Raw genomic sequence first — 23497 nt, 5'->3', positions numbered from 1 at the left:
GGAATATAGACACCTTTCAACATTGATTATGCGTTTTCCGCTTTTTCGCAACCAATGAAACGGTATGCAATAGCACCTAGGATCGCACCTACAATTGGTGCCACCCAGAACAACCAAAGTTGAGAAGTCGCCCAATCACCAACGTAAACAGCAACCGCAGTACTACGTGCAGGGTTTACAGAAGTGTTAGTTACCGGGATAGAAATTAAGTGAATCAATGTTAGGCATAGACCAATCGCGATTGGAGCAAAACCAGCAGGAGCACGTATGTCCGTTGCACCAAGAATCACGATCAAAAACATCATTGTCATCACAACTTCAGTTACTAATGCAGAAGTCATAGAGAAGCCACCTGGTGAATGCTCACCGTAACCATTTGATGCAAAACCAGCCGCAACATCAAAACCAGCTTGACCTGATGCAATTACGTAAAGTACACCCCCAGCAATGATACCACCTGCAACTTGAGCAATGATGTAAGGTAAAAGTTGGTTTGCAGGAAAACGACCACCAGCCCATAGACCAATAGATACCGCTGGGTTTAGGTGACAGCCAGAAATATGACCAATTGCGAAAGCCATAGTTAAAACAGTCAAACCAAAGGCTAGTGAAACGCCCACAAAGCCGATGCCTAGATCAGGAAAAGCTGCTGCTAATACCGCACTACCACAACCACCAAGTACTAGCCAAAACGTACCAAAACATTCTGCTAAATATTTATTCATTTTTTTATTCCTATGAATTTATAGCCTCACAACGTGTAAAGCCATTGGTCTATCTAAGATGAAAGATCTTTTTATTCACCATTAAAAAATTAGTCGTAAATAAAAAAATCGACCACACCATCAGAAAAATCCTACTGTCAAAACTCATTAAATTTCTTTTTTTTTAATAAGTTATGAACACATTAATTTTACACCAGTTTTTTAAATCCACAAATAAAAAGTGACAGGAATCACATTTACTAAGTATTCACTCAATAAATCGCTTGATCTTTCACCAACAAAAAACTACTGTATAAAAACACAGTATGGATATATGGACAGTTTATTATGTTGAATCACAATGCCGTTTTACCTCATCAAGCGTTCACATCTTTTGCACATAATGACGATATTTTTTCAGAAAATAGTTCTCTGTTTTCTCGTTTATCAATGCTTTCTAAAAAACCAAACTGGTTACTGTTTACCGCAGGTGCCACCCTACCAACCAATCAAGAACTACAAAACTTCGGGATTGAAACTCATAAAGTAATAAAAATTAAAGAATCTCATTCGATGACAGAAAAAGACATCATTCTCAAAGCACTCAATGCTAAAAATGCCAGTGCGATTGTAGCGAGTGACAATTTTTCAATCCAAGACAAAGAGGCCCTCAAAAGCCAAGCACGTCAAAGTGGCTGTGAACTCTTCTTTATGGATAGCTCGATTCAACAAACGCTAACTCGACACCTACATTAATTTCTTCTCAAAACACTTGGGTATAGCGATATAAAATTTTGATGACTAAATAGGCTTCGATTTACGCAAGAACATTTTAATGCAAACGTTTGCTTTTTATCTGGATGGAATTAGGTGAGTTCTGTTATTATGCGGCTTTCAGGTGTGAAAGGCATTCATGCCTAGTTCTTAACATACCCAGTTTTAAGCCTAGTAGGAAAATGGAAATGAGCATTGCTAATCAAGTTCTTGCCGTGAATGATGACCTTCCCATTCGTACCGACAAACCAGTACATAGTGGTAAAGTTCGTTCAGTATATTGGTTAACCGAAGCTGACAGCCGTCGCCTAATTAAAGAAAAAGGTTACGATGTAGCCGAGGATGCTCCTTTAGCCATTATGGTAATAAGTGATCGCATCTCTGCATTTGATTGTATTTGGCATGGTGAGGGTGGATTAAAAGGCGTTCCAGGCAAAGGTGCTGCGCTCAATGCAATTTCCAACCATTGGTTTCAACTGTTTAAAGACAACCACCTCGCAGATAGCCATATTCTAGATATTCCCCACCCATTTATTTGGATTGTTCAAAAAGCTAAACCTGTCATGATTGAAGCCATTTGCCGTCAATACATTACAGGATCTATGTGGCGTGCTTATGAAAAAGGTGAGCGTAATTTCTGCGGTATAGCACTACCAGAAGGTTTAGAAAAAGATAAAATTTTACCTGAATTACTGATGACGCCATCAACCAAAGGGATTTTAAAAGGTATTCCAAACGTGCCAGAAGCGGATGATGTCAACATCGCTCGTCAAGATATCGAAGAGAATTTCGCTGCATTTAATTTCTCTAAACAAGAAGATATCGCTCACTATGAAAAGTTACTCAAAGAAGGCTTTAAAGTGATCAGTGATGCGTTAGATAAGGTTGACCAAATCTTCGTCGATACCAAATTTGAATTTGGTTACGTCAATGATGCCGCTGGAAATGAAAAACTCATTTATATGGATGAAGTGGGGACACCTGATTCATCACGTATTTGGGATAAAAATGAATACCAAGCGGGACGTATTGTCGAAAACTCAAAAGAAGGATTCCGCCAATTCTTATTAAACTACTTCCCAGATCCAGATATTCTATTAAATAAAAACCGCATGGATGAACGCTTCGCACTTGCAGAAAATAATGCTCTACCTCAAGAAGAAATCATGAAAATTTCCCAAACGTATTTAGGTATTGCAGAAAAAATCACAGGTAGGAAGATCGAGTTAAGTGACAACCCAAAACAAGAAATCATTGATATCTTAAAGCGTGATTACGATTTGATTGTTTAAATTATTACGCCACAAAAAATCAGGCCTAAGCAAATAATTTCTGCTTAGGCCTTTTTTATCTGCTTCTAAAAGTTTAGCCGCAGCATTTCTTGTACTTTTTACCACTGCCGCATGAACAAGGGTCATTACGATTGGGCGTTTTTTCAAATGTCGTAGGTTTGGGCTTATTCAAAATCGTTTCTAACTCAACAATATTCTCATCTTGAGTAGAGTCGATCTTAATCTCCGCAACTAATTTATTCTCGTTTAAGATTTCTAATACTTCAGCATGACGCGCTTCGGTTTGAACACTTAGCGACAAAGGTAACTCTGCGCTTCCCACTTTTACTTCACGGTTGACGTTATAACCAGACATAACGTGATTTTGGCGCGTATCAATACGGCCTTTAAAGAATAATTTGGACATGGAGTACCACTTAAAATATTGAAGCAACGTGCTTGGCGGCGAGTATACGCTGTTTTACGCAACAACACAGAGCAATTGAATATTAAATAAAATATGACCATTTATATTCTTCAATGCTATCTTAATAGGTAAATGAAAACTAAAGGATAAACTAATGAAACCTTTTTCAACGAAATGGTTAACCGTGCCAATCACTTGCTCACTAGCTTTATTCGTTACCGCATGTAGTCAATCTCCTTCTTTCACCCTCCCTGCACTAGCGAATAGTAATAATAAAGCGGTAGGTACCATCATTTGGCGAGATCTTGCCACCACCGCTCCAGACAAAGTTCAGCCTTTCTACCACAATGTCTTTGGTTGGAACTTTGAAACCGTGAATGATGACTACAGCTTAATTACCTACAAAGGTCAAAACATTGCTGGCATGGCCAAAATGCCAAGCAACAGCAGTACCAATTATTGGCTACCGGTGATCTCAACCAATAATATAGATAACACATTAACCCAATCAGAACAGTCTGGCGGTAAAACCTTAATTAAGAAAACCACCTTGAAAGGACGTGGTGAACTCGCAGTTATTCAAGATCCACAAGGCGCTGTATTTTCCATTTTAAATACCTTTACTGGCGACCCTTCCGCCTTACCTAAACAAGATAGCAATTGGATTTGGCAAGAAATCTGGACCGACAACATTACTCAAAGCCAAAATTTCTATCAAAAACTGGGTAACTATAAAGCAAGCAATAAAAGCTTGTTAGGCCATAGTTATCCATACTTGGCCATTAATGAACAAGCCGCATTTGGATTTGTGAAAAAGCCGAATGCCGATGTACCAACCACTTGGGTTAACTACATTAAGGTATCAGATATCAATGCGACCGTTGAGAAAGTGGAAAGCAATGGTGGTTATGTCTTAATGGCCCCAACAAAAGAAGTACGTAACGGTACAGTCGCAATCATCCGAGACCCAGCGGGTGCCGGCTTTGTTATACAGGAGATGAAATAATGAAAAATATCAAACATATTATTCTTGCGACTGCCGCCGTCTTACTGATCGCCTCTTGTACGCCTTATGCCAGTCTAGACATTGGTGCCCCATTTAAGATTGGCCCTGTTTATGTCAACCCAAGCATTGGTGTAGGTGGCAATTTAAAATAAAACTCAATTAATCTTGAAAGATAGCAAAAACAAAACCTCAATCGTGTTATACCCATGATTGAGGTTTTTATTACTCTATACCCAAGTAACTTTAGAATCGATGACGATCGAAATATCACTGTTTTACATCATGGAAACCACCTGTTACTCCGCTACGCTCAAGATCAACACGTATATCTTTCACCATCTCTCGTGTGACAGGTTCTTGTCTAGCACCCAATTTATCGCGAATAAAACTAATCATATTTGCCATTTCGCCATCACCCGCAATATTATTAAAGCTAGTCATTGGCATGTAGTCTTTATTTGGCTCTAAGTAATCAGGAGATAAGCCTCTCAGCACAACCGCAATCGTGTTATATGGTTCAGAATGAGAGATAATGCCATTTCCTAATAATGCTGGAGCAATACTCGCTCTCCCTTTACCATCAGGGCCATGACATGCTCCACAGGTTTGAACGAAAATTTGGTATTCTTTCGTTTGTTTATCCACTGAAGTAAACCCTGTCGGTTTCAAAGGTTGAACATTAGGGTCAAGTGTATTATTCACATCACCGACTAATAAGTACTCACCTATAGCCAACAAGTCTTCACGTGTCATATGTCGGGTACTATTTTTCACCACATCCGCCATCCCGGCAAAAGCAGTACCTTTAGATGAACGCCCTGTTTGTAAAAAGTCGGCTAAATCCTCTTTTGTCCAACCATGTTCATGTAATTCATTAGCGGTAATATCGGGAGCATTCCAATGATCAATAATATTGCCTTGAAAAGGTTTATCTGATTCTAAAGCCTGAGCAATATTACGAGGTGTATGGCATTCAGCACAATGCCCAAAACTTAATGTTAGGTATTTACCACGTCTCCACTCCTCTGTTTTATCTTGAGAATAAGTGAGTGGTGATTCATCAAAAAACACCGTATTCCATGCCCACATCCCCAAGCGAATATTACTTGGGAACATCATAGTATTCGGCTTGTTAGGAGAGTTCACTGGAGTGAGTGATTGAATATATTCCCATAGCGCACGCATATCCTCCTCAGTGATATATTGGTATGAGGTATACGGCATAGCAGGATAAAGATTGCCATGTTTTGCTACTCCTTTACGTACTGCATCGTCAAAATCTTGATAAGAGTAACGGCCAATCCCCCTTTCTAAGTGGGAAGAAATGTTGGTTGAGTAGACAGTACCAAAAGGCGTCGGAAATGGCAGTCCACCGCCAAAAAGTTCACCATTTTCAGCGGTATGACAAGCAACACAGTCCCCTGCGTAAGCCAAGTATTCACCACGCTCTATTAAGTCAGAGTTAAGCTGTACACGTTTTTGCTCTTGCTCCATGCCTTTGTATTTTACAAAAGCTGCCACCGCAGTAATTTGGGCTTCAGAAAGTTGCTGTGAAAAGCTTGGCATTTCAGAGCTCAAACCTTCACGAATCGTCTCTTCAATACCATCGATTGAGCCTCCATGAACCCAAATATTATCCGATAGATTATAAGCACCAATTTGTTTGTTACCTCGTCCATTATCACCATGACACACGGCACAATTATAAGCATAAACCTCTTTACCTTGCTCTAGCACCACTTCTGCAACCGCAATGGAACGTTCAGCTTCAAAGTTTGCCACATAAGCGGCAACATCTTGTATCTGCTGCTCCGTCAGGACATCTTTCCATCCAACCATAACACCATGTCGGCCTTGAGCAATCGATTGAATAATGCCAGTATCACTCGAGTCATAAATCCATTCATTATCAATTAAATTAGGAAAATGTTTTTGCCCTTGCCCTTCATCACCATGACACGCCGCACAATGATTTAAAAATAAACGCCGGCCATAATCCACAATTTCATCTTGCGCAGCCAACTGAGTGAGTGTCATATCCTCAGCTTGTAATGCAGTTAATTTACGGTCAATAATTTGAGTATCTTGCTGCTGCAATTCATCATCTGAATGCCAATTCATCAACCCTTGCCAGTTCCCCATACCAGGGTACAACACAAAGAAAACCCCACTTGCAATAAAGGCAATTAAATAAGAATAAAGCAGCACCTTCGGCAATTTGGCATCATTTTCAGCAATACCGTCATACACATGTAGCTCTTTATTGGCATCAGCCTCATGATTCTTACGCCAATAATGCCAGATAACATAAATCATAATTGCCATGAAGATGACAGTTAAAACAATGACCCACGCACTCCAAAATGTCGTTAACATATTGCCCCCTTATTCACCTAAGCTCTGTAAATAACTGATTAGTGCATCGGCATGTGTTTTATTTCGTACCTGTAAACGCCCTTTATCAATTTCCTCATCGGTGTAAGGAACTCCAAGTATTCGCAAGGCTTCCATTTTGTCGGCAACATCTTCCCCATCTAACACTTTTTCAAATAACCATGGGTAGGCTGGCATAATGGAAGTAGGTACAACAGAGCGAGGGTCCATTAAATGCAATTGGTGCCATTGGTCTGAATATTTTCGACCTAAGTTGGCCAAATCAGGGCCCGTACGTTTTGAACCCCATAGATTGGGATATTCATAAATATCATCTTCTGCCTTAGTGGCTTCACCATAACGTGCGACCTCTGCCGGTAATGGCCTCACCATTTGTGAGTGACAAGTATGACAACCTTCACTGATGTAAATATCACGTCCAGCAAGTTGTAAAGCACTATACGGTTTCATTTTTGATTTTTCGATCAACTCATCTTTCATAAACAAATCAGGAACGACCCAAGTCAATAATGAAAAACTTGCGACCACGATGACAGAAATAATTAATATCCAAACAGATTGGGTAAAGTCTTTATTTAACATATACTTTCCCCTCGTCTGAATTTTCTAACTCACGTGTTTTAGGACTCTGATTTAGCGCAGAAATGGGCAATGATAAGGTTTTATATAAGTTGTAAATCATGATGATCACACCAACAACAAACAACGCTCCACCAATAAACCTTGCTAACATCCATGGTGCGACAAAATTCATCGAGTCCACAAAACTATAAGCGAGTGAACCATCTGGATGTTGCTTCAACCACATATAACCTTGACCGATTCCGCCAATCCAAAGCGCCACCGCATAAATCGCAATCCCAATATGTGCCAGCCAGAAGTGCCATTTCACTAGGCGTCGTGACCACATTTGCTCACGCCCCCAAAGCCTTGGGATGAAGTAATAAAACACCGCAAAGCCAGACATCGCGACCCAACCTAAAGCGGCAGAGTGAACATGGCCGACAATCCATTCGGTATTATGAGCAATCATGTTAAACCACCGAATAGCGAGTAATGGCCCTTCTAAAGTGGCTAGTGCGTAGTACAAAACCGCAGAGAGAAAGAACAACATCACGTAGTCATGCTTTAATTTTTCTTTATTCGAAAGCAAGGTCATCAGGCTATTGAATGCCCCACCCCAAGACGGCAGCCACAATAATAAAGACATAATAATGCCTAGATTTTGAATCCAATCTGAAACCGAAGAGTAAACAAGATGGTGAGTCCCCGCCCAAGTATAAAAGCCCACTAACCCCCAAAAATGGACGATCGATAAACGATAAGAATAGATCGGACGTTCAGAAACTTTAGGTATAAAGTAATAATTCATACCTATGATGCCGGCTGTTAATAAAAATCCTACCGCATTATGCCCCCACCACCATTGAACAATCGCATCTTGAGTTCCAGCGTAGATAGAATACGATTTCGTCCAATTAACAGGGATTTCTAAATTATTAATAATAAAGATCATCGCGATCACAATAATAAATGCACCGAAAAACCAGTTAGCCACAAAAATATGTTTAACCTTTCTCTTAGCAACCGTACCGAAGAATAAAATGGCATACATCACCCATACCACGGCAATGAGAATATCAATCGGCCACTCTAGCTCGGCATATTCTTTCGATGAGGTAAATCCCAAAGGTAATGTGATTAATGCCAACACTAACACCAACTGCCAACCCCAATAGACCATCCAAGATAAGCTTTTATTAAATAGATCGGTTTTACTGGTACGTTGAACAATATATAAAGACGTTCCCATAAGAATATTAACTACAAAACCAAAAATCACACCGGAAGTATGCAAAGGACGCAACCGTCCAAACTGAATATATTCAGAATTAAAATTTAATACTGGCCAATAAAGTTGTGCAGCGAGCATCAGGCCAACCAACATTCCCAATAGCGCCCAAATTAAGCTGGTTATAATGAAATACTTCACTATTTTCATATCATAAGTGGTTTCCATCATGTACCTCCGTGTTAGATAAGCATCATGCAGTGAAAATAGATGGAGCGTTATTCATTTGTATTAGATGAAGACGTCACTTTGGAGAAAAAATAGCTAATGTCTTGCATGTCTTTTTCTGTCAGGCTATCAGCTTGCTCATACATCACTAATGCTAGACCACCACTACGTTGGCGACGTTGGTAGGCTTTAAGGGTAGTGACTAAATACTCCATTTTCTGGCCTTGCAGATTAGGATAAATATCAATATTTGAAATCCCATCACTACCATGGCAAGTCATGCAAACGGCCGCCTTCTTTTGCCCGACGTTAAATTGCTCATCATCTTGTGCATAAGAAGTAAATGATAAACATCCCACGACTAGCCCGATAATTAATTTAGTCATACCCATAATGAACACTTCCTAACTTTTCATTGTATTTTGAGGAGATATGTACCCTAACGACTTGGGTATAAATAAGAGTAGTTCAAAATTTATATTTTCTTACAGTTATTCACGTAAAAGAGTTTGTTTATAAAAACTTCATTCGGATATCTAAATTGGTGTAGCATAGGGCTTTATTTGACTAACAGAAGAGAGAACCATGAATCCAATTTTGGCTCTGTTAAAAGAAAACAATATTGAAGATGCTCAGATCCGTGAAATTTTTCAAGAGCTGACCACCAACCCATTGGCTGCCATGGCAACAATAAGCCAACTAGGTTTACCACAAGAAAAACTACAAATTCTGATGGCTCAGGTCATGCAAAATCCTGCATTAATTAAAGATGCAGTGGATGAATTGGGCTTGGATTACTCAAAGGTAGAAGAAGCAAAAGAAAAGCTTCAGAAGTAATTTCAAGGTACAGAATTTACTGGCGTATAGGTCATTTAGAAAGGGTCACTATCATTTATAGCGACCCTTTTAATATAAATTGTCTTGTCCTAAAATCTATTGATGCTCGTTTAGATATCAAACATCAAGTTACCCGGTGCGAGAAATGGCCAACGTAAAACCGTCGGTTCGCCTTTATCTCCATCAGCAAAGAAGTAACCGACTTGAGGCACAGCGAACACTTCATCACCACGTTTAAACGATTGTTCATTTAAGGTTTGATGCGATAGTTTCGCTTCCCAAATCTCATTGGTTTCCCAACCCAGTGGTGATAATTCAACTCGCACTTCCGCACCAACAGGGTTCACCGCCACCACTTGACAAGGTAATGATGCTTGACTGTTTGGTTTGGTCGATAAACTCAATTCATGACCACGAATATACAAAGACCCACTCTTTTGAGTACTTTCCGTTTTAGGCGGCAAAATGAAGGCTTCCCCATTTTGCCAGTGTTTATTATCCCATTTAGCTTGGAACTGATTAACGTTACCAAAGAAATCAAACACAAAACGGCTATTTGGGTGAGCGTAAAGCTCTACTGGTGAGTCTACCTGCTCTATTTTACCGTTACTCATTACCACAACACGGTCTGAAAGCTCTAAAGCTTCATCTTGATCGTGGGTAACAAATACACTGGTAAAGCCTAATTCATCATGTAAATTACGCAGCCAACGACGCAGATCTTTACGCACTTTAGCATCCAGTGCGCCAAAAGGTTCATCCAGCAATAACACTTCTGGTTTGGTTGCCAATGCTCGAGCTAAAGCAATACGTTGCTTCTGACCACCGGAAAGTTGCTCAGGGTAACGTCCAGCTAAATGCCCAAGTTGAACTATATCTAATAATTGCTTTACACGTTTATTTATTTCGGCAGTGCTAGGTCGTACTGAACGATCCATAACTTGCAAGCCAAAAGCGACGTTGTCAGCAACCGTCATATGGCGAAATAACGCGTAATTTTGAAATACAAAGCCCACTCGACGGTCACGCACATGAATGTTAGTTACGTCTTTGTCACCAAAATGAATAGAGCCCGTATTGGCATTCTCTAATCCAGCAATAATGCGCAATAACGTGGTTTTACCCGAACCAGACGGCCCCAACAGCCCTATCATTTCACCATTTTCAATATCTAACGAGAGCGGTGAAAGTGCCTCAAATTTACCAAATTGCTTGGAAATATTTTTTAAACGAATACTCATAATTCACCTTGTTGCTTTTGTTGAGACTGCTGACCGTTGATATGATTACGCTCTTGTCGCCATTCAACGATGGCTTTAAAAATCAAAGTCAATAATGCGATAAATGCCAATAAAGATGCACTGGCAAAAGCCGCTTCTGATTGATAATCCTCATACAACAATTGAACATGTAATGGTAATGTGTTGGTTTCACCACGAATATTGCCTGATACCACAGCCACCGCCCCAAACTCACCAACCGCTCGCGCATTGGTCAAAATAACACCATAAATCAATGCCCATTTGATATTGGGTAGTGTTACACGACGAAATAATTGCCACCAAGAAGCCCCTAAAATCACAGCAGCCTCTTCATCCGACTGGCCTTGTTGCTGCATTAAAGGAATCAGCTCTCGCGCCACAAATGGACAAGTCACAAATACAGTCACCAGTAAAATCCCCGGCCAAGCGAACATAATTTGTAAATCATGTTCAAATAACCATTCACCTAACCAACCACTGCTTCCGTATAGCAACAGATATAAAAGGCCAGCTACAACCGGAGATACCGCAAACGGTATATCAATTAAAGTGATTAAAAACTTGCGACCAATAAAGTCAAACCGGGTCACCGACCAAGCGAGCATTACGCCGAAAACCAAATTTATCGGTACGGTTAATAATGCCACAATCAAAGTTAAACCAATCGCATGAAGCGTATCAGGCTCACTCAAGTTATTAAAATAGATAGCAATTCCACTTGCAAAAGCTTGTTGAAAAATACTTATGAGTGGAATAACTAAAAGAATAGCGACGAAAAAAAGCGCAAGAGAAATTAAACTCCATTTGACTAAAGGCTTTTCGCCAACACGTGAAGGCCGAATATGTGAAGATTTGGACATCATATCTCCTTACTTACCATGAATACGGCGTAAATAAGCGCCTTGCCATAGGTTTATGAGCAGTAACAGTGACAATGAAGTAAGAAGAACGACCGAGGCAATAGCACTGGCTGCCGGGAAGTCAAATTCCTGTAAGCGAACAAATATCATTAATGAGGTTATCTCACTCACATATGGCATATTACCTGCGATAAAGATCACCGCTCCGAATTCACCTAGACTACGTGTAAATGATAAAGCAACGCCAACTATCAAAGCTGGACGAATAGAGGGCATAATGACTTTCCAAAACACGGCCCAATCGGATGCGCCAAGTGTTACTCCCGCCTCTTCTTCCTCTTGAGAAATTTCTTCTAAGACTGGCTGAACAGTACGTACAACAAATGGAATACTCGTAAAAGCCATCGCAACAATAATACCTAAAGGGGTATACGCGACTTTAATACCAACATCTTCTAGCAGGCTTCCAATCCATCCATTATTTGAGTACAACGTCGCTAAGGTTATCCCTGCCACTGCAGTTGGTAGTGCAAATGGTAAATCGACTAACGCATCTAAAATACGCTTTCCTGGAAACTGATATCTAACTAATACCCAAGCGAGTAATAAACCTAAGGCGCCATTAAACAACGAAGCAATAAACGCAGCTCCCACCGTAACCTTATAACTTGCCACCACACGAGGGTCGGCAATGACATACCAGTATTCACTGAGTGACATACCTTTGGTTTGCATCACTAATCCAGTTGCAGGAAGTAGGAGAATCAAACTCACAAATAAAAGTGATATGCCTAAACTAATGGCAAAACCCGGCAGTACTCGTTGCTGTTTTGGGCGAGAAAGTGCGTGAGATCCGCTCATAAACCCTCAAAATAATCTATCAAAATGAATGGTTACCCCAAAGCGAGCGGTAACCATATACTAAGAAATGCAGATTAACGACGTTGCAATTGATCGAGTTTCGCGCCATTTCCAAACTGTGTTTTCATTGCATTTTCCCAACCACCTGCAATTTCTTCAACGGTAAGTAGCTCAACTTCAGGGAATCGATCAGCAAATTCAGCTTTTACTTTTTCATCATGGACACGATAGTTAAAGCCGGCCAGCATGCGCTGTGCTTCTTCACTGTATAAATAAGAAAGGTACTCTGTCGCTACTTCTGTTGTTCCATTGCGTTTTGCATTTCGCTCAACAACAGCAACAGGGAATTCTGCTAGGATCGATGTTTTTGGTACAACGACTTCGTAATTATCTTCGCCATATTGCTTACGAATATTGTTCACTTCTGATTCAAACGTGATTAGTACATCACCAATTTGACGCTCAACAAATGATGTTGTTGCCCCACGGCCACCGGTGTCAAATACTGCAACGTTGGCTAGCATTTTCTTTAGAAAGTCGTCTTGCTTTGCTTCATTTTCTTTACCAAATGATTTCTGTGCATAACCAAGCGCAGCTAAATAAGTGTAACGAGCATTACCCGAAGTCTTAGGGTTAGGAAATACTGAAGATACACCTTCTCGAGCCAAGTCACCCCAATCTTGGATATTTTTTGGGTTACCTTTACGAACTAAAAAAGCCGTGGTTGAATAATATGGAGAACTAGCGTTAGGCAATTTACTTTGCCAATCAGCAGGGATCAATTTGCCTTTATCGTGTAATACCTGAACATCGGTCACCTGATTAAAGGTAACAACATCTGCCGATAAACCTTGCAGAATAGAACGAGCTTGAGCAGAAGAACCACCGTGAGATTGTTTGATCTCAACCGTTTGGCCGGTTTTCTCTTGCCAGTGTTTTTCAAAAATTGGGTTATAAGTGGCAAACAATTCACGCGCGATATCATAAGATGAATTCAGAATGGTTTGATCGGCGGCTGATGCGTTAAATGAGCTCGCAATTAATAGCGTTGCAAATGCGGTTTTGATTCGTTTCATTATAGTGATACTCCTGTATATGCCTGAATGGCATCCTTATGGTTCTAGAGTATCTTTATAACTTAATGATAACAAAGGTTAGAAATAGAACTTTTTGGAATATTATCGAACAATAAATTGTTTACAATATTGTTAATCGCTATTGTGTTAGCATCTGAGAACAATAGAAACTAGCTACTGAATTTATTACAGCGCAGAGGGAAGCACGTGTCTGAGAATCCAACTTCTGAATTTCCAACGATCGAGGCTTACGTTGGTCAAACGCCTTTAGTCCGATTACAACGCTTGGTAACTGACAATCAAAGCACGGTATTAGTCAAACTAGAAGGCAACAACCCAGCAGGCTCGGTGAAAGACCGCCCTGCCCTCAATATGATTATCCAAGCAGAAACCCGTGGCACCATAAAACCAGGTGACACTATCATTGAAGCCACCAGCGGGAACACAGGTATTGCATTGGCGATGGCTGCCGCGATTAAAGGCTATAAGATGATTCTCATCATGCCGGATAATTCAACTCAAGAACGTAAAGACTCGATGCGAGCCTATGGGGCAGAACTTATCTTGGTCACTAAAGAACAAGGCATGGAAGGTGCGCGAGATCTAGCACTACAAATGCAAAGAGAAGGTAAAGGCATTGTACTTGATCAGTTTAACAATGCAGATAATCCAGATGCGCACTTTAATTCAACTGGGCCGGAAATATGGCAACAAAGCCATGGGAAAATCACTCACTTTGTTTCAAGCATGGGAACAACCGGTACGATAGTGGGCGTTTCCCGCTATCTTAAGTCGCAAAACCCTGATGTTTGTATTGTTGGATTACAACCCTCGGAGGGGAGTGCCATTCCAGGAATTCGCCGCTGGCCAACAGAATACTTACCAGGTATTTATGATGATTCCACCATAGATCAAGTCATCGATATCGACCAAAAATCAGCAGAAGATACCGCTCGTGCTTTAGCCCGTGAAGAAGGTATTAGTGCTGGTGTTAGCTCTGGTGGTGCCGTTTATGCGGCCATTGAAATAGCTAACAATAATCCTGGCTCAGTAGTCGTTGCTATAGTCTGTGATAGAGGAGACCGCTATTTATCCTCAGGGCTATTTTCTTAATCGTAGATACTCTTGAATATGCACGTCTAGTTTTCTAGCTGATAACACTTATACCCAAACTTCAAGATGTAGGATTCAGAGATACCATCCAAGTTTTTAGACAAGAAAGATTTTCGAAGGGATGTAGGTACCTTTCAAACAAATCTGACGCCGCTTCTCTGTTTAATAAAGAAGGGCTTGGATGAAGCTCCCGAAGGGCAAGTTTAAATAAGCTTTATGCAGCGTTAAGTTGAAGATAGATAAAATAATTATGATCGTATTCAATTCGCTTTGCCTAAAACTTGATTTATACTCCTGCCATCGCACCAAAATTCATCATTTCTGTTTCAAAATCGTGCACAAAAGCTCAACTCTTACTCCCTCCATCTTCAAAAACACAACAAACCCTTTAAAAACAACAGATTAAAAAGCTGGCATGTATTCTGCTTATTAATTAAGTGAATACATGGCAGTATTCGTGAAGCCAGTCGAGTCCCTGATTGGTTCATGTTATTTTCCTTTGAGGTACCTTTCCCACCCAGTGTGGGAAAGGTTTTTTTTGCTTGTTATCTTACTTTCCCTTATCAACAATATTTTTTATCGTAAAAACAAAAACTTTTCACAAGACGCACCAAAATTTTATTGTTAAATTCGCGCCCAACATCACCTTTCACGTTAATTATTTGTTGTAGTCTAAAACTATACCAGTTCCAAGCACTCCTCCCGTGAGTGCGTTTATTCATCAACCTTAGCGATATACAAATGACTAAAAAAATCATTGTAGGATGGCGGGAAATGTTGGCTTTACCTGAGCTTGGCATTGAACAAATCAAAGCAAAAATTGATACCGGTGCTCGCAGTTCTTGCTTGCATACTTTTAAGATTGAACCTTTTGAACAAGATGGCGAGCTTTGGGTTCGCTTTTGGATTCATCCCCAACAAAAGAACGATGAACTCATTAAAGAATGTGTGGCTAAAGTAATCGATCAACGAACAGTAAAAGACTCCGGTGGTCATGAAGAACAACGCTATGTTATCGAAACCATGCTAGCTTTTAATGGTGAGCAGTGGCCAATTGAGGTTACGCTAACCAATAGAGAAAATATGTTATTTAGAATGTTGCTAGGCCGTACGGCAATGCACCATCGTATTATTGTCGACCCTACGGCATCATTTTTAATTGCTTCACCGTTAACTAAGGATCACGATTTATGAAAATCGGAATTTTATCTCGCAACCGCTCTTTGTACTCAACTAAGCGCTTAATTGAAGCTTGTCAGAGCCGTGGCCATGAAGTCAAAGTGATCGATGCTCTACGTTGTTATATGAACATTAACTCAGAGCAACCAGAAATCCACTTTAAAGGTGAAGAACTTAAAGACTTCGACGCTATCGTGCCTCGTATTGGCGCTTCGGTAACCTTTTATGGAACGGCGGTATTACGTCAGTTTGAAATGATGGGGGTTTACCCTGTAAACGAATCGGTAGCAATCACCCGCTCTCGCGACAAATTACGCTCTATGCAATTGTTATCGCGCAAGGGCATTGGTATGCCAATCACAGGTTTTGCCAGCAAACCTGATGATATTAAAGACCTACTTGAAATGGTGGGCGGCGCTCCAGTTGTGATCAAATTACTAGAAGGCACACAGGGTATTGGCGTAGTTCTAGCCGAAACTCGTAAAGCGGCTGAAAGTGTGGTTGAAGCCTTTATGGGGCTAAAAGCCAACATCATGGTGCAAGAATATATTAAAGAAGCCGGTGGCGCAGATATTCGTTGCTTTGTGATTGGTGATAAAGTCATTGCAGCAATGAAACGACAAGCAGGCGAAGGCGAATTCCGCTCTAACCTGCACCGTGGGGGCACTGCTTCATTGGTTCGCATTACACCAGAAGAGCGTAAAACTGCAGTAGCCGCGGCGAAAATAATGGGCTTAAATGTGGCGGGTGTTGATCTCCTTCGTTCTTCTCGTGGGCCTTTAGTTATGGAAGTAAACTCATCACCAGGCCTTGAAGGAATAGAAGCTGCAACAGGTAAGGATGTTGCTGGTATGATCGTTGAATTTATTGAAAAAAATGCGTCTGTAAAAGGAGTAAGAACTCGTGGGCGTGGTTAATTCAGGACGTGGCGAAAAGAAAAGAGTGAGAAAGAACTCACCTTTTAAATTCATGGACCACACCGTGCAAGCCGGTGAAAGAAAAGTATTAGAAATTGAAGCTGCGAAACTTTACACCCACTCACCGTTGTCGATTCCGGTTGAGATCATTCATGGTAAGCAAGCTGGCCCAGTATTAATGGTCAACGCAGCAATTCATGGTGATGAGTTAAATGGTGTAGAGATTGTTCGCCAACTCATTGAAAAAGTGGATGCGAATAAGCTTAAAGGTACCTTAATTGCCGTGCCTATCGTTAACGTATTTGGCTTTATTCATAAATCTCGTTATCTACCCGATCGCCGCGATCTTAACCGCTGCTTTCCGGGTACAGAAAAAGGTTCTTTGGCATCTCGTATTGCCCATACCTTTTTCACAGAGGTAGCCGAAAAAGCCAACTACATTATTGACTTACATACTGGTGCGATACATAGAACGAACCTACCACAAATTCGTGCTTGTTTGGATAATGAAGATACTTTACGTATGGCAAAAGCGTTTGGTACTCCTGTGATTATCGATTCTGCAATACGCGATGGTTCACTTCGTTCAGAAGCTGAAAAGCGTGGTATTCCAGTACTAACGTATGAAGCTGGTGAAGCATTGCGCTTTGAACCGATTGCAATTAACGCTGGGGTTATTGGGGTATTACGCGTTATGCAAGAGCTTGGCATGCATCGCCCAAGTCGTAAGAAGGTGCCCGAATCCGTCACAGCTAAATCCACCAGTTGGATCCGTGCAGATAGTGACGGCATTTTACGCACTATGGTGACCTTAGGAGATCGGGTGAATAAAGGCCAAGTTTTGGCTTACATCAGCTCACCTCTTGGACATGAAGAGATCACCATGCTTGCACCAAAAGATGGTATTGTGATTGGTCAACAAACACTACCATTAGTAAATGAAGGTGATGCTGTCTTTCATCTAGCTTACTTTACCGAAGATAACGATGCGGTAGGAGATACGGTGGAAACCTATATTGGGCAAGTGATTGAACATGTTGAAGCCAAAGATGAACACATCACAACAGGCTTTATTGCCGTACCAGGCAAGTCTGATAACACGTAGTTATTGTTAAGACATATACAATAAAAGAGGCCGAATCATTCAATATTCGGCCTCTTTATGTGTTTCTTAACCTGACTATTCAAGGTGTAAAATTCAGAGCTATTCCCCCTCCGAAGAGCAAGTTAAAGCAAGGTATATGCATCCAGTAAATCAAGCACATCTTGTGTTGAGCCTGTTTCTGCCAAACGAGGAAAAATTAGCTTCACACTATTGTTATGTGTATCTAAGTTCAAATCGGTCATCGCATCTGTGGCTAAGATAACGTTGTAACCTAGTTCCCATGCCTGACGAGCCGTCGACTCCACACCGATACTAGTTGCAACACCGACTATTACCACTTGAGTCACCACGTTCGCTTTCAAATATTCATTCAAATCCGTGTTGGTGAATGCACCCCATGTTTTCTTAGTCACTAAATGATCGCTAGGCTGCACATTTAAACGTGAATCTAGATCTGCCCAATCAGAAGGAAGTTCACCATGTGAAGTCGCTTGCTCGTTACGACCTGGCGCACCACCGGCAACATTCACTAAGACAACCGGTTGCTGTTTTTCACGAAACGCATTAATTAGCTGACAAGATTTTTCTACAATAGGGTCGGTATTATGGCACGTTGGCAATGCTAAAATGCCCTTTTGTAAATCAATAACAATTAATGCTGTTTTAGGGTCAAGCACAGTAATAGGCATACACACTCCGAAAAAATAAGTTCAACCAAGATAGGGTTACATTTTATTACATTCTACCTTATGAATAATATTGTCACTATTTTTATCAACTGCCAGTGCCTGCTTTATTATCAATCTCTTCATTAGGCAAATCGAACACACTGCTATCTAATTCATGTTCAGCAATTGCTTCTTCTATAATCGCTACCAGTTCTTGAGTATGTTCTGGTGCGGATTGCTCTACCGTTGAAAGTAAATCAGCAACCGCATGATTCATATCTGCCGCTTCTCTATCGGCAGCACGCATACTCTCTGTACTTTCAACCACATTATCCACCAGTTGTTGCGTGAACTCTGATAGTTTCTCAGGATGAGATTCAACTAAGGTTTCAATCATACCAATCGATTCGTTGTCATTTGCGCTGGTCATTGCAGCTAGCGAGGCATAAGCTCCTTCAGGCTCTTTATCAAATAACCATTCTGCCAATTTCTCAGCTTGTTGATAGTCTAGTTCACTCACAACTGATACATATTCATCTAATCGTTCCGGGGCACTTAAAGACAAAGAACGATATAGTGCAATAACATCAATCTTATTGAGATCTGGCACTCTTTTAATTAATGGGATTAGCCATTCGGGTTGTACTTGTGACAAGGTCTTTAAATAACGAATTGCATCACAACTTCCTCGTTCTAAATAGACAAGAAACTGCTCAGAGGCACGTTCAAAAAAGATCGAGTGTTCTTGATACTCAACACGAGGATCTAGTTCTTCAGAGATAGAAGATGGAGTATGCATGACAAACTGCTCTTGATCTTCCACTGGGCGAGCTTGCCTAACAGACATACGATATAGAATGAAAATCACCAGCCCAAACTCCAATACAGTTAGTAAAGAAAACAAGGCGTCATTCCCCCAGGTTTTGATCACTAACGAGCCAGAATACGGCCCGACAATACAACCAACGGCATACACGCATAGTAATCCAGAAAGCACAGGAACTAATTGGGTTTTCAATGCACGGTCAAAAGTTTCCGAAATACTCAATGGGTACAAACAGGCAATAATCCCCATCATTATCGCCACAAGAACAAGCGATAAAATAAACGTCGACTGACTTAAACTAAAAGCTAAAAAGAGAGTAGAAAGCAGCAAAATACAGCAAACCGATAAGATCACTTTACGACGTTCAAAACGATCGGATAAATAGCCAATTGGAAGCTGTAATATAATCCCACCAGCGGTTGCCGCCCCCATAAACATCGAAATTTGCAGCTTATCCATGCCAACATCATTGGCGTATAGAGGCAAAATATTCATTACGATGGAATACAGTACACCACACAAAAAGCAAGCCACAAAACCTAGAGGAGAAAGCAAGAAAAGCTCACGGTAAGAGATCGGGGTGAAGGTTTCTATCTTCGGCTCAAAGTGGGAAATAAACACCACTGGACTAATCGAAATACTGAACAATAAACCACAAATGATAAATAAGGTAGCTTCACTTGGTGGCGCAAGCACCAAACCAAATTGCCCTAACGTGATCGCCGCCAAGATCACTACTTGGTTAACCGCCAGAACTTTGCCTCGATTGGATTCTGTTGACACACTGTTATACCAAGTATCGAGCGTCCCCATAGCACAGGCAATACAAAAGCCCATTACCGCGCGCATTACAGACCAGACATAGGTATTAAAATCGAGCCCCATAATCAAAATTGCAGTCGCGGCTAGACTGCCACACATAGCAAAAGTTCGGACTAAACCAATACGACGTAAAATCTTCTTTGCCCATATTGCACCCAACAAAAATCCCACAGAATACAACGATAAGATCACACCAATGGACTGTACATCGACACTCTCATCAGCCAATCGAACAGGAAGCAATAAACCACTTAAACCGTGGCTGATCATTAAAAAGAAAGAACTGATACAGAGCAGTATCAGAGGGCGAATCGCCGCCATTGCACTCATGCTATTCCTTTATACATATCGAGCTGTATTGGCATCATGCCGCTCTAAGGTTGTCAGATAGAATCGTTAATCATCCCATTGATATAAGAGGATTACAAATTGTGAGGGGAGTTTAGTGTTATAGGAGTTAATTGATGAACGTTAATATCGATAAGTAGATATAAAAAATGGGCTAATCAATGGCCCATTTTTAAGACGATTAAATAATTTAATTAAAGTGACTTACAAGTACTCACACAAATAAGCAGTATCGACGGCTACTTGCAAGTCAAATGATGAATCACCAATCACATTAAACGACTCACCGGCTTGATAGGTAACCCATTCTTGCGTATTCGGTAATTTTACCGTCAGTGCGCCTTTAATGACTGTCATTCTTTCTGGTGCAGCTGTACCAAAAGTGTACTCACCAGCCGCCATTACACCGACGCTACTATCACCGTCTTGTTGAGTAAAGCCAAGTGATTTTACATTACCATCAAAGTACGCATTTTCTTTTATCATCTTCATTTCCTTATGAAAGTATAATCAATAAACTGCCCTATGTTGTATACAAACCGAAGCAAGAGCTCAAGCTTTATTTTTTTGATAACGAATCAAAACTATCCATGACTTCTTGAGATTTCATGATGCGGCTATGTCCATAACTATTCGCAGTGACTAAATTGACCCATGGACTACAATTAACTATATCTTGGCTAACGGAGTAATTGGCAAACTTATCTTCAGGATCATGAACAATAATAGTGGCCGACTTTCGGTCTAATAAATGCTGTTGTGGATTAATTTTTTGTAATGGGTACTGGTATTCTTGCTCAAGTTCAGAAATGACTGCATTAAATAATTTCATCGAGAAGCCAGAACGGCTAACGGTTTGCATCAAGTTCTCTAAATAATTTAAAACTGGGGCCACCAGTAATAAAGGAGCCGCTTGAAATTTTTGGTGCTTGGACTCAAGCAATGCCGCGCTTCCCATGCTATGAGCAACCACTCCAACAATCTCATCACACGAGTCTGCCATAACGTCAAGTGCTTCAACAAAAGCAGGCAGATGACCAAACTTTCCTTCACTTTCCCCATGCCCCGCATAATCAAAGGCTAGTGCTGTAAAACCTTGTTGAGCAATATGTTCCATTAATGGATAAAACTGAGAAGTTGAACCTGACCACCCGTGTGTAATTAACCATATTGGTCCACTACCCAATGTGTAAGTAATCAATTGACCTTGCGAACAGGCTACTTTGCCACGGATTAAGCCTTTCGGTTCTGGATTTTTCACCTTTAAACGGACAGGCGTTAACAACAAATTCTTAGCAGTTTTTATCGCATGTTTTCGTGCTAATGTGTGATGTAAACGAGTAGACACATTCACCAAGCTACGTTTTAGACTAAACCGACTTGGGGTATTGAAATAAATTTTATTACTCATCAAATATCCTATATATACCCAAGTGACTTCAAGATACAGAATTCAGAGCTACTATCTAAACCTTTAGGTAGAAAGGTTGGCAAAGGAATGTAAGCACCTTTCAAACCAAGCTGACGCGGCCTATCTCTTATATAAAAAGAGGAGGTTTGGATAAAGCTCCCAAAGGGCAAGTTACTTGGGTATAGAAACTAATAATTACAATGGTCTGCATTATCGCAGAGCCAACTTGGGTTACAAGCCTAACCGCTCGAGAGTGATGATTTTATTATCATGCTGATTCTTTCTCTCATCTAAATGTGGTAAAACACTAACCTCTATACCCAAGTAACTTCAAGATGCGAGTTTCAGCAAGATTAAAACAAGTTTTAGGCAAGGCAAATTGAATATGATCATAGTGATTCTATCTCTATTTAATTTAACGCCGCATAAAGCTTGTTTTAACTTGCCCTTCGGGAGCTTCATCCAAGCCTTTACACTGCGTCAGATTCATTTGAAAGGTGATTACATTCCTGCACGAATCTTTCTTGTTTAAAGACTTGGATGGTAGCTCTGAATTCTGCATCTTGAAGTCACTTGGGTATATTAGCCGCATATTTATGAATGGAGTTGTAATGTCAGGCATCATTGAGCAGTTTATCTTTTCCGCCACTATCACTGGCCCTATTTGCCTAATGTTGTTATTGGGTATTTTACTCAGACGTTTTCAAGTCATTAATGAACCTTTTATCGATACAGCTTCTAAGTTGGTCTTTAAAGTAACTCTACCGGCACTTTTGTTTTTAAGCATTATAAAGTCAGACTCCATCACCGATAACAGTATTCCACTGGTCACGTATGGTGTGCTTGCCAATATTACCTTCTTTTTATTTGCGACTTTTACCGTCAAATGGCTAATCAAAGATAATCATCAACATGGTGTCATTATTCAAGGTGCTTTTCGCTCTAATACCGGCATTATTGGACTTGCTTATGTGGCGAATGCTTATGGAGATCATGGCGTTGCTCTAGCGGCAATTTTTGTGGCTGCGGTCACTGTGTTATATAACATTTTAGCTGTAATTACTTTATCGCCAAGAAACCAACAGCCTGATCTAAACACCTATAAGAATATGTTGATTTCTATTCTCAAAAATCCACTGATTATCGCTATTGTAGTGGCCTTTGTGATTCAAGAGCTAGAAATCCCTATGCCAGATACGGTGCTGCATACTGGGCAATATTTTGCCAACATGACACTCCCCCTTGCCCTTCTCTGTACTGGTGGTTCATTGAATATCAGTGAATTACGCCACGATAAAGCCTCTAATATTGTCTCTAGTAGCTACAAGTTAATTCTTTGTCCGTTACTTATCACATTCGGGGGCTTTTTGTATGGCTTTCGAGGATTAGAGCTTGGCATTATCTTTTTTATGACAGCCGCACCCGCTGCTGCGGCAAGTTATGTAATGGCAAGAGCGATGGGAGGCAATGCCACTTTAGCCGCCAATATCATCGCCTTAACCACAGTAGGCTCTATGGTAACAACCACATTGGGAATTGTAATTTTATCTAGCTTAAAATTAATGTGATTGAGCTAAAGGAACGCCTTCAATAAAACGGCGACGGAAAGTATACAC

Annotated in this window: 24 protein-coding genes; 10 read left to right on the top strand and 14 right to left on the bottom strand. The window is 40.6% G+C overall.

The window, feature by feature from the left end; translation table 11 throughout:
• Positions 1-26: 26 nt before the first annotated feature.
• Positions 27-725 (bottom strand): aquaporin Z, encoded by a 699-nt coding sequence (aqpZ, locus tag QQJ93_RS03560; protein WP_089124121.1) that lies wholly within the window; start codon positions 723-725, stop codon positions 27-29.
• Between the two features lie 327 nt (positions 726-1052).
• On the opposite strand from aqpZ, the gene QQJ93_RS03555 reads away from it, so the two are divergent.
• Both QQJ93_RS03555 and QQJ93_RS03550 read left to right on the top strand, forming a co-directional pair.
• Positions 1053-1460 carry a SulA-like leucine-rich domain-containing protein gene (locus QQJ93_RS03555; protein ID WP_089124120.1) on the top strand — a complete coding sequence of 136 codons (408 nt, stop codon included), beginning with the start codon at positions 1053-1055 and terminating at the stop codon, positions 1458-1460.
• A gap of 206 nt (positions 1461-1666) precedes the next feature.
• Complete coding sequence (locus QQJ93_RS03550; protein ID WP_089124119.1) at positions 1667-2770, top strand: phosphoribosylaminoimidazolesuccinocarboxamide synthase; 1104 nt, start codon at positions 1667-1669, stop codon at positions 2768-2770.
• A 73-nt stretch (positions 2771-2843) separates the two neighbouring features.
• Here QQJ93_RS03550 and QQJ93_RS03545 read toward each other — a convergent pair whose 3' ends face one another.
• Positions 2844-3176 (bottom strand): PBPRA1643 family SWIM/SEC-C metal-binding motif protein, encoded by a 333-nt coding sequence (locus QQJ93_RS03545; RefSeq protein ID WP_089124118.1) that lies wholly within the window; start codon positions 3174-3176, stop codon positions 2844-2846.
• 154 nt (positions 3177-3330) lie between these two features.
• Here QQJ93_RS03545 and QQJ93_RS03540 point away from each other — a divergent pair, with 154 nt between their 5' ends.
• Together QQJ93_RS03540 and QQJ93_RS03535 are read left to right on the top strand one after the other, a co-directional pair.
• A complete protein-coding gene (locus QQJ93_RS03540) occupies positions 3331-4182 on the top strand; it encodes a VOC family protein (protein ID WP_089124117.1) in 852 nt (283 codons plus the stop codon).
• Positions 4182-4334, top strand: a complete 153-nt coding sequence (locus tag QQJ93_RS03535) for a hypothetical protein (protein ID WP_170143422.1) — start codon at positions 4182-4184, stop codon at positions 4332-4334. Before QQJ93_RS03540 ends, QQJ93_RS03535 begins: the two co-directional genes overlap by 1 nt.
• Before the next feature lie 115 nt (positions 4335-4449).
• On the opposite strand, the gene ccoP is transcribed toward QQJ93_RS03535, so the two are convergent.
• From ccoP to QQJ93_RS03515, 4 genes are read right to left on the bottom strand one after another with little or no spacing between them, the layout of a single operon-like run.
• Complete coding sequence (ccoP, locus tag QQJ93_RS03530; protein ID WP_089124116.1) at positions 4450-6558, bottom strand: cytochrome-c oxidase, cbb3-type subunit III; 2109 nt, start codon at positions 6556-6558, stop codon at positions 4450-4452.
• A 9-nt stretch (positions 6559-6567) separates the two neighbouring features.
• Positions 6568-7158 carry a cytochrome-c oxidase, cbb3-type subunit II gene (gene ccoO, locus QQJ93_RS03525; protein ID WP_089124115.1) on the bottom strand — a complete coding sequence of 197 codons (591 nt, stop codon included), beginning with the start codon at positions 7156-7158 and terminating at the stop codon, positions 6568-6570.
• Positions 7148-8596 carry a cytochrome-c oxidase, cbb3-type subunit I gene (gene ccoN, locus QQJ93_RS03520; RefSeq protein WP_244943792.1) on the bottom strand — a complete coding sequence of 483 codons (1449 nt, stop codon included), beginning with the start codon at positions 8594-8596 and terminating at the stop codon, positions 7148-7150. Before ccoN ends, ccoO begins: the two co-directional genes overlap by 11 nt.
• A gap of 50 nt (positions 8597-8646) precedes the next feature.
• The gene (locus QQJ93_RS03515) at positions 8647-8982 is read right to left on the bottom strand and encodes a c-type cytochrome (RefSeq protein WP_089124541.1); all 336 of its coding nucleotides are present in this window, start codon (positions 8980-8982) and stop codon (positions 8647-8649) included.
• 199 nt (positions 8983-9181) lie between these two features.
• On the opposite strand from QQJ93_RS03515, the gene QQJ93_RS03510 reads away from it, so the two are divergent.
• Positions 9182-9433, top strand: a complete 252-nt coding sequence (locus QQJ93_RS03510; RefSeq protein ID WP_089124114.1) for a DUF2999 family protein — start codon at positions 9182-9184, stop codon at positions 9431-9433.
• A 110-nt stretch (positions 9434-9543) separates the two neighbouring features.
• Here QQJ93_RS03510 and QQJ93_RS03505 read toward each other — a convergent pair whose 3' ends face one another.
• From QQJ93_RS03505 to cysP, 4 genes are all read right to left on the bottom strand, one after another.
• Entirely contained in the window at positions 9544-10674 is a 1131-nt protein-coding gene (locus QQJ93_RS03505) for a sulfate/molybdate ABC transporter ATP-binding protein (protein ID WP_089124113.1), read from the bottom strand.
• On the bottom strand, positions 10671-11555 hold the full coding sequence (gene cysW, locus QQJ93_RS03500) for a sulfate ABC transporter permease subunit CysW (protein ID WP_089124112.1): 885 nt from the start codon (positions 11553-11555) through the stop codon (positions 10671-10673). Before cysW ends, QQJ93_RS03505 begins: the two co-directional genes overlap by 4 nt.
• A 9-nt stretch (positions 11556-11564) precedes the next feature.
• Positions 11565-12416, bottom strand: coding sequence for a sulfate/thiosulfate ABC transporter permease CysT (gene cysT, locus QQJ93_RS03495; protein ID WP_089124111.1), 852 nt, complete (start codon positions 12414-12416; stop codon positions 11565-11567).
• Between the two features lie 74 nt (positions 12417-12490).
• Positions 12491-13492 (bottom strand): thiosulfate ABC transporter substrate-binding protein CysP, encoded by a 1002-nt coding sequence (gene cysP, locus QQJ93_RS03490; protein ID WP_089124110.1) that lies wholly within the window; start codon positions 13490-13492, stop codon positions 12491-12493.
• 207 nt (positions 13493-13699) lie between these two features.
• Here cysP and cysM point away from each other — a divergent pair, with 207 nt between their 5' ends.
• From cysM to QQJ93_RS03470, 4 genes are all read left to right on the top strand, one after another.
• Complete coding sequence (cysM, locus tag QQJ93_RS03485) at positions 13700-14605, top strand: cysteine synthase CysM (RefSeq protein ID WP_089124109.1); 906 nt, start codon at positions 13700-13702, stop codon at positions 14603-14605.
• A gap of 741 nt (positions 14606-15346) precedes the next feature.
• A complete protein-coding gene (locus tag QQJ93_RS03480; RefSeq protein WP_089124108.1) occupies positions 15347-15799 on the top strand; it encodes an ATP-dependent zinc protease family protein in 453 nt (150 codons plus the stop codon).
• The gene (gene rimK, locus QQJ93_RS03475) at positions 15796-16701 is read left to right on the top strand and encodes a 30S ribosomal protein S6--L-glutamate ligase (RefSeq protein ID WP_089124107.1); all 906 of its coding nucleotides are present in this window, start codon (positions 15796-15798) and stop codon (positions 16699-16701) included. The genes QQJ93_RS03480 and rimK overlap by 4 nt, the downstream gene beginning before the upstream one ends.
• Positions 16702-16753: 52 nt before the next feature.
• Positions 16754-17806: a succinylglutamate desuccinylase/aspartoacylase family protein gene (locus QQJ93_RS03470; RefSeq protein WP_089124540.1), complete on the top strand. Its 1053-nt coding sequence runs from the start codon at positions 16754-16756 to the stop codon at positions 17804-17806.
• Between the two features lie 122 nt (positions 17807-17928).
• Here QQJ93_RS03470 and QQJ93_RS03465 read toward each other — a convergent pair whose 3' ends face one another.
• From QQJ93_RS03465 to QQJ93_RS03450, 4 genes are all read right to left on the bottom strand, one after another.
• The gene (locus QQJ93_RS03465) at positions 17929-18495 is read right to left on the bottom strand and encodes an isochorismatase family protein (protein ID WP_089124106.1); all 567 of its coding nucleotides are present in this window, start codon (positions 18493-18495) and stop codon (positions 17929-17931) included.
• 85 nt (positions 18496-18580) lie between these two features.
• Positions 18581-20452: an MFS transporter gene (locus tag QQJ93_RS03460; protein ID WP_089124105.1), complete on the bottom strand. Its 1872-nt coding sequence runs from the start codon at positions 20450-20452 to the stop codon at positions 18581-18583.
• Positions 20453-20674: 222 nt separating this feature from the next.
• Positions 20675-20956, bottom strand: a complete 282-nt coding sequence (gene ppnP, locus QQJ93_RS03455) for a pyrimidine/purine nucleoside phosphorylase (protein ID WP_089124104.1) — start codon at positions 20954-20956, stop codon at positions 20675-20677.
• A gap of 73 nt (positions 20957-21029) precedes the next feature.
• The gene (locus QQJ93_RS03450; RefSeq protein ID WP_089124103.1) at positions 21030-21881 is read right to left on the bottom strand and encodes an alpha/beta hydrolase; all 852 of its coding nucleotides are present in this window, start codon (positions 21879-21881) and stop codon (positions 21030-21032) included.
• Positions 21882-22492: 611 nt separating this feature from the next.
• Here QQJ93_RS03450 and QQJ93_RS03445 point away from each other — a divergent pair.
• Positions 22493-23449 carry an AEC family transporter gene (locus QQJ93_RS03445; protein WP_089124101.1) on the top strand — a complete coding sequence of 319 codons (957 nt, stop codon included), beginning with the start codon at positions 22493-22495 and terminating at the stop codon, positions 23447-23449.
• Positions 23450-23497 lie beyond the last annotated feature (48 nt).

The organism is Vibrio algivorus, assembly GCF_030161215.1.
Classification (GTDB): domain Bacteria; phylum Pseudomonadota; class Gammaproteobacteria; order Enterobacterales; family Vibrionaceae; genus Vibrio; species Vibrio algivorus.
This window is presented reverse-complemented; position numbering and strand designations above follow the sequence as displayed.

Bases quoted from the DNA above. Each gene is read 5' to 3' on its own strand.
- aqpZ (WP_089124121.1), bottom strand. From the start codon at position 725: ATGAATAAATATTTAGCAGAATGTTTTGGTACGTTTTGGCTAGTACTT.
- QQJ93_RS03555 (WP_089124120.1), top strand. From the start codon at position 1,053: ATGTTGAATCACAATGCCGTTTTACCTCATCAAGCGTTCACATCTTTT.
- QQJ93_RS03550 (WP_089124119.1), top strand. From the start codon at position 1,667: ATGAGCATTGCTAATCAAGTTCTTGCCGTGAATGATGACCTTCCCATT.
- QQJ93_RS03545 (WP_089124118.1), bottom strand. From the start codon at position 3,176: ATGTCCAAATTATTCTTTAAAGGCCGTATTGATACGCGCCAAAATCAC.
- QQJ93_RS03540 (WP_089124117.1), top strand. From the start codon at position 3,331: ATGAAACCTTTTTCAACGAAATGGTTAACCGTGCCAATCACTTGCTCA.
- QQJ93_RS03535 (WP_170143422.1), top strand. From the start codon at position 4,182: ATGAAAAATATCAAACATATTATTCTTGCGACTGCCGCCGTCTTACTG.
- ccoP (WP_089124116.1), bottom strand. From the start codon at position 6,558: ATGTTAACGACATTTTGGAGTGCGTGGGTCATTGTTTTAACTGTCATC.
- ccoO (WP_089124115.1), bottom strand. From the start codon at position 7,158: ATGTTAAATAAAGACTTTACCCAATCTGTTTGGATATTAATTATTTCT.
- ccoN (WP_244943792.1), bottom strand. From the start codon at position 8,596: ATGGAAACCACTTATGATATGAAAATAGTGAAGTATTTCATTATAACC.
- QQJ93_RS03515 (WP_089124541.1), bottom strand. From the start codon at position 8,982: ATGACTAAATTAATTATCGGGCTAGTCGTGGGATGTTTATCATTTACT.
- QQJ93_RS03510 (WP_089124114.1), top strand. From the start codon at position 9,182: ATGAATCCAATTTTGGCTCTGTTAAAAGAAAACAATATTGAAGATGCT.
- QQJ93_RS03505 (WP_089124113.1), bottom strand. From the start codon at position 10,674: ATGAGTATTCGTTTAAAAAATATTTCCAAGCAATTTGGTAAATTTGAG.
- cysW (WP_089124112.1), bottom strand. From the start codon at position 11,555: ATGTCCAAATCTTCACATATTCGGCCTTCACGTGTTGGCGAAAAGCCT.
- cysT (WP_089124111.1), bottom strand. From the start codon at position 12,416: ATGAGCGGATCTCACGCACTTTCTCGCCCAAAACAGCAACGAGTACTG.
- cysP (WP_089124110.1), bottom strand. From the start codon at position 13,492: ATGAAACGAATCAAAACCGCATTTGCAACGCTATTAATTGCGAGCTCA.
- QQJ93_RS03480 (WP_089124108.1), top strand. From the start codon at position 15,347: ATGACTAAAAAAATCATTGTAGGATGGCGGGAAATGTTGGCTTTACCT.
- rimK (WP_089124107.1), top strand. From the start codon at position 15,796: ATGAAAATCGGAATTTTATCTCGCAACCGCTCTTTGTACTCAACTAAG.
- QQJ93_RS03470 (WP_089124540.1), top strand. From the start codon at position 16,754: ATGGACCACACCGTGCAAGCCGGTGAAAGAAAAGTATTAGAAATTGAA.
- QQJ93_RS03465 (WP_089124106.1), bottom strand. From the start codon at position 18,495: ATGCCTATTACTGTGCTTGACCCTAAAACAGCATTAATTGTTATTGAT.
- QQJ93_RS03460 (WP_089124105.1), bottom strand. From the start codon at position 20,452: ATGAGTGCAATGGCGGCGATTCGCCCTCTGATACTGCTCTGTATCAGT.
- ppnP (WP_089124104.1), bottom strand. From the start codon at position 20,956: ATGATAAAAGAAAATGCGTACTTTGATGGTAATGTAAAATCACTTGGC.
- QQJ93_RS03450 (WP_089124103.1), bottom strand. From the start codon at position 21,881: ATGAGTAATAAAATTTATTTCAATACCCCAAGTCGGTTTAGTCTAAAA.
- QQJ93_RS03445 (WP_089124101.1), top strand. From the start codon at position 22,493: ATGTCAGGCATCATTGAGCAGTTTATCTTTTCCGCCACTATCACTGGC.